The 5,863-nt window shown below is 36.6% G+C and carries 7 protein-coding genes and 1 pseudogene; 2 read left to right on the top strand and 6 right to left on the bottom strand.

What is annotated here, in order from left to right; all coding sequences use genetic code 11:
• Window positions 1–480: PD-(D/E)XK nuclease domain-containing protein (locus tag ACP5S8_RS07545; RefSeq protein WP_461876344.1), on the top strand; the 480-nt coding region annotated here is incomplete at its 5' end.
• Window positions 481–490: 10 nt separating this feature from the next.
• On the opposite strand, the gene ACP5S8_RS07540 is transcribed toward ACP5S8_RS07545, so the two are convergent.
• Genes ACP5S8_RS07540 through ACP5S8_RS07515 form a run of 6 tightly spaced genes read right to left on the bottom strand, consistent with a single transcriptional unit; the run spans window position 491 to window position 5,547 of the window.
• Entirely contained in the window at window positions 491–1,186 is a 696-nt protein-coding gene (locus tag ACP5S8_RS07540; protein ID WP_461876343.1) for an energy transducer TonB, read from the bottom strand.
• The gene (locus tag ACP5S8_RS07535) at window positions 1,183–1,584 is read right to left on the bottom strand and encodes an ExbD/TolR family protein (RefSeq protein WP_461871162.1); all 402 of its coding nucleotides are present in this window, start codon (window positions 1,582–1,584) and stop codon (window positions 1,183–1,185) included. Before ACP5S8_RS07535 ends, ACP5S8_RS07540 begins: the two co-directional genes overlap by 4 nt.
• Window positions 1,581–2,195 carry a MotA/TolQ/ExbB proton channel family protein gene (locus ACP5S8_RS07530; protein WP_461876342.1) on the bottom strand — a complete coding sequence of 205 codons (615 nt, stop codon included), beginning with the start codon at window positions 2,193–2,195 and terminating at the stop codon, window positions 1,581–1,583. Before ACP5S8_RS07530 ends, ACP5S8_RS07535 begins: the two co-directional genes overlap by 4 nt.
• A 33-nt stretch (window positions 2,196–2,228) precedes the next feature.
• A complete protein-coding gene (locus ACP5S8_RS07525) occupies window positions 2,229–2,822 on the bottom strand; it encodes a C40 family peptidase (RefSeq protein WP_461876341.1) in 594 nt (197 codons plus the stop codon).
• A gap of 11 nt (window positions 2,823–2,833) precedes the next feature.
• The gene (locus ACP5S8_RS07520; RefSeq protein ID WP_461876340.1) at window positions 2,834–5,188 is read right to left on the bottom strand and encodes a TonB-dependent receptor; all 2,355 of its coding nucleotides are present in this window, start codon (window positions 5,186–5,188) and stop codon (window positions 2,834–2,836) included.
• Between the two features lie 56 nt (window positions 5,189–5,244).
• Window positions 5,245–5,547, bottom strand: a complete 303-nt coding sequence (locus ACP5S8_RS07515) for a hypothetical protein (RefSeq protein WP_461876339.1) — start codon at window positions 5,545–5,547, stop codon at window positions 5,245–5,247.
• A 122-nt stretch (window positions 5,548–5,669) separates the two neighbouring features.
• Here ACP5S8_RS07515 and ACP5S8_RS07510 point away from each other — a divergent pair.
• Window positions 5,670–5,863 (top strand): annotated as a pseudogene (locus ACP5S8_RS07510) (hypothetical protein); the annotation flags it as partial.

Here is a 5,863-nt window from a genome sequence, read left to right as displayed (position 1 = left end):
GTAAGAAAGAGCTTTAACAGCTCATTTTTGATATATGTATTCAAAGAGCCTGTGCGTGTAAGCAAAACCCAAACAAGCATAAAAAGGGCTATATTGACAAAAGATATAGAAAAACTAAAAGATGCTATATACACGTTCTTTGCAGGCATACCCCATGATTGGTATAGAAACAACGACATAGCCTCATACGAGGGTTTTTATTCGTCTGTGGTGTATGCTCTTTTTAACGGTGCTGGGTTAAACATTAGGGTTGAAGATAGTACCAACGTTGGAAGAATTGACTTGTCTATTTTGTCAGAGGATGCGGTTTATATCCTAGAGTTTAAGGTGGTAGAAGATAAAGAAGAGTATAAGGCTTTAAAACAGATAAAGGAAAAAAGGTATTATGAGAAGTATAAAGGCAAGGAAGTGTATTTGATAGGGATAGAGTTTAGCAAAGAGAAGAAGAATATAGTTAGTTTTGAGTGGGAGAAGGTGTAAATAATTTGTCTTATTCTATCTTAATTTTTATCTCCATGTCAAGGGTAGAGTTTATAGGTTTTTGAGCTCTTGTGGCTGGGAAGAATTTCCAATTTGATAGTTCCTTTTGAAGAAGAGCGTTCAAGCTTGGGTTTGGAGTGGGATTAAGAAGCTTTGCTTTGGCTGAGCCATCTTTTGTTATATAAAATCTTACTTTTAAGGTGAGTTCTTTTACATTTGGCAAAAGGTCTTGAGGAATATGTGGTTTGGGACTGTAAAGGGCTTTTGGCGGAGTATAGGCGTTTTTAAAGTAATCAGAACTATTCGAAGGTTTTGAAGAAGGCTTTGGCAAAGAGGGAGCGCTGGAAGGGGCTTTTGATGGAAGATTTAAGGTCGGTAGGTTTGTTTGGGTGCTTTTAGTGATAGTTGGTGTTTCTGTAGTGGGTTTTGAAGGTGTTGAAGATGTAGGTTTTTCTTGAGAAGTTTTTACAGTTTTCAAAGGTTTTTGAGAGGGTTTTGAAAGTTTTTGAATTGGTTTTTGGATAGGTTTTTCAGAGGTTTTTATAACTGGCTTTTTTGGTTGTACTAGTTTTGGGGCTTTTAGTATCAAAATCGTTGGTTCTTTTGGTTTTGGGGCTTGTAAAGAAAGGTTAAAAATAAACAATATACCTATCCAAAAAGCCAAAGACAAGAAAAAAGAAATCAAATAATCTTTGTTTAGACTCATTTTGATTTCAAGGCTATGAGAAGATGAAAAAATCCAGCGTTTTGGGCTTTTAACATGGCTTTTACCATTATACCGCTTGGAGCTTCTTTATCAGATGCTATTATCACATATTGGTTGGGGTTAAAGTGCGTTTTTAGATAAGCTTCCAAAGAATCCAAGCTCACCGGTGTTTTATCCACATATATAGTTTGGTCTTTTGATATGCTTATCGTGATTAATTTGTTGGCATTTGGAAAAGAAGAGGCTTGCCCCTTTGGAAGGTTTACTTTTATAGAGTTTAGGTTTTGCATAGACAAAGAGGCAAGCATAAAAGTAACAAGAAGAAAAAACATCACATCTATAAGAGGTATTATCACAATCCTTGCTTTCTTGGGTTCTCGTGGTCTTCTTAGTTTCATACTTCACCTTTTATCATCTTTATGTGAGCTACAAGCTTGGTACCAAGACGCTCTAACTCATCTAAAGTAAAGGCTATACTTTTTGATAGATAGTTGTATCCAAAAAGAGCTACTATAGCTACTAAAAGCCCCATAGCTGTAGAAAAAAGAGCTTCCGCCACGCCTCCGGTCACTTCCTTAGGAGCCACTATACCACTCATACCTATAATACCAAAGGCCTTTATCATACCCACTACGGTCCCAAGAAGGCCTATCAAAGGAGCAGCCGTTATAGATGTATCTAAAAGCCACATACCCCTTGAGAGTTCCGAAGAGATATGCATAGCTTCGTCCTGAGCTATAGATTCTATCCACCAAATAGGCGTATCTTTTGTTTTGTTTGAGGCTTTTAGTATAGATTTAAAAAATTTTACATACACATTGGAAGTTGGTTTTGATTCTAAAAGCTTAGAAAAACTATTTAAGTCAAAATCGTAAGATTCAAGAGCATCGTGAACATCTTTTGGAATGCTTGCGTTTCTAAAAAGATTTATAACCCTTTCTATGATGATAGAAAGCGCTAACACACCAAGGAAAATCAAAACAACAACAGCTATACCAAAACTAAACATATTTATCTCCTTAAAAGCTAATGCAAAACAGAGTTAGGGCAATATCCTTTTAGCAAACAAAAAATGCTTTATAAGATATGGGTCGTTGGCCACATCATCCACTATAACCCTTCCGTAAACAGAAGAGGCTTCTATCATCTTTCCATTTCCTATATATATACCCACATGAGATGGGTAAGGAGCGTATGTGGAGAAAAACAGCAAATCGCCGGGTTTTAGATGATGCCTTACCAGTTTTCCAAGCCTTGCTTGTTCTCTGGCAGTCCTTGGCAAGTTTATACCAAGTTGCCTAAATACATCTTGAGTAAAAGCCGAACAATCCATACCGTACCTTGAATTACCACCAAACCTATAAGGTATGCCAAGATATTGAAAAGCCACTTCCTTCAATCTCTCTATGAAGTTTCTGTTTACATCTTTGTAAGAATAAGAAGGTCTATAGGTCTTATATGTATAAGAAGCTGGGCTCACGTAGCCATCTGCCACGTTCTCTTTTATGTACTCACCTATTACATCGGTTTTTTGTGTGTTGTAAGCGTATTGGTGTATTATGCGCTTTATAGGGTCTCCCAAGCTTATACTTATACCAAAAGCCAAGATACCAAAAGCTATTAAAATCTTTCTCATAACAGCCTCCTTTAAAATGTCTTATCTATACTTACATAAAAAGTACGCCTTTGGGCGTATTGGGGTCCAAAAACCCCTATACCTTGGTCCCTTAGCTCATAAACGTTGTTAAATAAGTTTAACACATAAACGTTCAAGCTGGTATGACCGAATGCTTTAGTGTAAAAATCCTTAGTAATCCCAACGTTGGTCTGGAAATAAGAAGGCCTATGAGTAGTGTTTGGTGGATAATCACCGGATGCAAGTCCAGACCCATATATGTTATCGGCATAAACAGTTATATCTTTAAAAGGCTTATAATATCCACCAAAAGATGCCGTATAAGTTTGGTCGTGGTCCATATATATGTAGTTGTTTTGAAGATATTGAAGTTGGTCTTCGGTAAAATTGTACTGTTGGTCTATAGCATCCTCTGCTCTTGCCACAGAGTAAGAAAAGTTTAGATAAGCCCCGTAGCGTTTTTTCATCTTAGACAGGTTTAAATTTATGCCGTATTCTTTGCCGTGTTTATAGTTAAAAGGTGTCAAGACCCTTGCGTTTCCAAACTGTCCATCGTCAAGAACATCGTGGATTTCTTCAAAGTAAGCATCCAGCATCAAAGATGTAGAGTCAGGAAACTTATGGCTCAAACCTACATCGTAATAACTGCTTCTTTGAGGAAGTACGAAATAGCCTATTTGGTCTGGTGATAATCCACTGGCTGCTATACTATCAGCTGTAGTCCCCTGAAGGACTGAAGCGTTTGTTTTTGTTACCAATAGCATAGGGGCTGGTGTGAAAAATCTTCCGTAGCTTATATGAAAAGCCGTAGACTTTGAATAGTGATAAACAAGCGATGCTCTTGGGCTAAGCTGGTCTGTCCTGACAAATTGGTCTATATAATCAAATCTAAGTCCATATATAAAGCTTAGTTTTTCAAGTATGCGCCAGTTGTCTTGTATATAATAGCTAAACGTATAACCCGTTTTTGCGTTTGAATAAACGTAAGAGTTTGGCACGGTAGAGGTTTGATTTAACTGTGAATCTGCTGGGAATGCATAGGTAATAAAATTACCAATAGACCTCTCATCTTGAAGAAATATCCCTGTTTTTATCTCGTGATTTGCTATCTTATGAGATATATCAGCTTGTACACCACCAGAGGCATCTTGATACTTTGAATCTGTGGCTTGGCCTGTGTATATGAGATCTCCTATTAAATCTGGTATGTAGTGAATCTTTGAATACGTACCAAATATGTCAAAGTGATACTTCGTATTTTCCCCATAATTTCCATCTAAAGCACCTATAATAAAGTTGTAATCCTCATGCTGGTTGTCATTTACAAAAGTAGGCGGATAATTAGAAGGAGTATATGTGTTGCCATTTATTGTAGCATTATAACAGCTTCCAGATGGCGATGCGTAAGAACAAAGGGCATTGGCGTTATCTTGGTCTGGTATTTGATATTGAGCATACACAGAACCTATCACCAAAGAAAGCCTGTTTTCAGGATTTAAAAGGTAAGAAAAGTATCCAAAGTAATCTTGGGTTTGGGACCTATCGTGTATTGGATGTTTTGTGGGAGCTTGAAGTCCGTCGTGGTTTTGAAGATATTGGGCCGATACAAAATAACTAAATTTTCCTAAAGTATTTTCATCGTCAAAATGGGCTCCAGCTGTGGCATCTGTGCCAAATATAGCACCAACTGAACCTCCTTTTTGAAAGCCTTGTTTGGTGGTGATGTTTAGTATGCCAGCGGTGTGAAGACCGTATTCCGGTGGGACTACACCTGTGATAAAGTTTATAGACTCTATGGCTCTTGTGGGTACTACAGAAGAAAAACCAGCCAAATCTATCGGAAGGTAAGAGCCGTTTATCCTGTATTGGATGTTAGCATGGTCTCCTCTTACGTGTATTTGACCAGAGGTATCTTGAACAACGCCAGGGGATGTATAAAGGACTATATTGTTTACACTTTGATAAGCACCAAGGGGTAGCTTTTTAATAAAGTCTTTGGTTATTCTTTGACTTAAGATCCCCTTGGAAAGGCTTGGAGTTTCAACATATCTTTTATAAACATACTCCAGCTTCAACTTCTTAGGGGCTATAGAAATATCTATTGGGGATTTTGAGGATACTATCTTAACAGTAGGTTTATAACCCTTTTTCACAGCTTTTATGGCAAAAATCTTGAGATTTGTATTTATATGAAAACTACCGTTTTTATTTGAAACTGTCTTATAAAGAACTTTGCCATCACTATTTACAACCTCTATCAAAACGCCTTTTACTGGCTTTCCAAGAGGATCTTTTACTACACCTTGATAATCAAAAGCATAAGCTTGAGCTATCAAACATCCTAATGCAAAAATAACTTTTCTCATAAAATACCTCCTTTTAAAAAGTTTAGGGTTTAAAAGTTTGTTAAAAGCCAAATACCCTAAACCAAAGGAGGTGAGCGAGAGCGAGGTTTTACAGATATTACAAAAGTTTTGAAAAAGGGTTTTATGTATATAGGTTTTGGTAGCTCGGCTTTTGGAATGCTTGGAAGAGGTTTGCCAGAGCTTTCTATATTGTTAGATATTTTAAATATACATATAGGACAATCGTCGTGAATTTTATCATCTTTATGCTCATGGACTATAGCTACATTTGAGGCAAATAAAAAAGAAAATGCACATACCAAGGCAACGACGAATTTTTTCTTTCTTATATAATCAGCCACCTCGGAAAGCAAAATCATCTCAAAGAAATATTATAACATGGATTTTAATTTTTCGTTAAAATCATGAAACATTTTAAAGCGAAAAAAAGCATAAGTCTTTTTGGTCAAATGAGTTATATTATTTTTATGGAGAAAAAAACATGAGCACAAGCATTCCAGTATCTTTATATGAAAAGCTAGCAGAAAGATTTGGAAAAGAAACAGCTTTAGAGATTGTAGAAGTATTGGAAGACACCACAGAGTACTTGGAAGACAAAGTAGTAGAAGAAACCAAGAAAAGAAAGCTAGAGCTAAGAGATGAGCTTAGAAAAGAGTTGGCTACAAAAGAAGATAT

Source organism: Hydrogenobaculum sp. (genome assembly GCF_049967395.1).
Taxonomy (GTDB): domain Bacteria; phylum Aquificota; class Aquificia; order Aquificales; family Aquificaceae; genus Hydrogenobaculum.
This window is presented reverse-complemented; position numbering and strand designations above follow the sequence as displayed.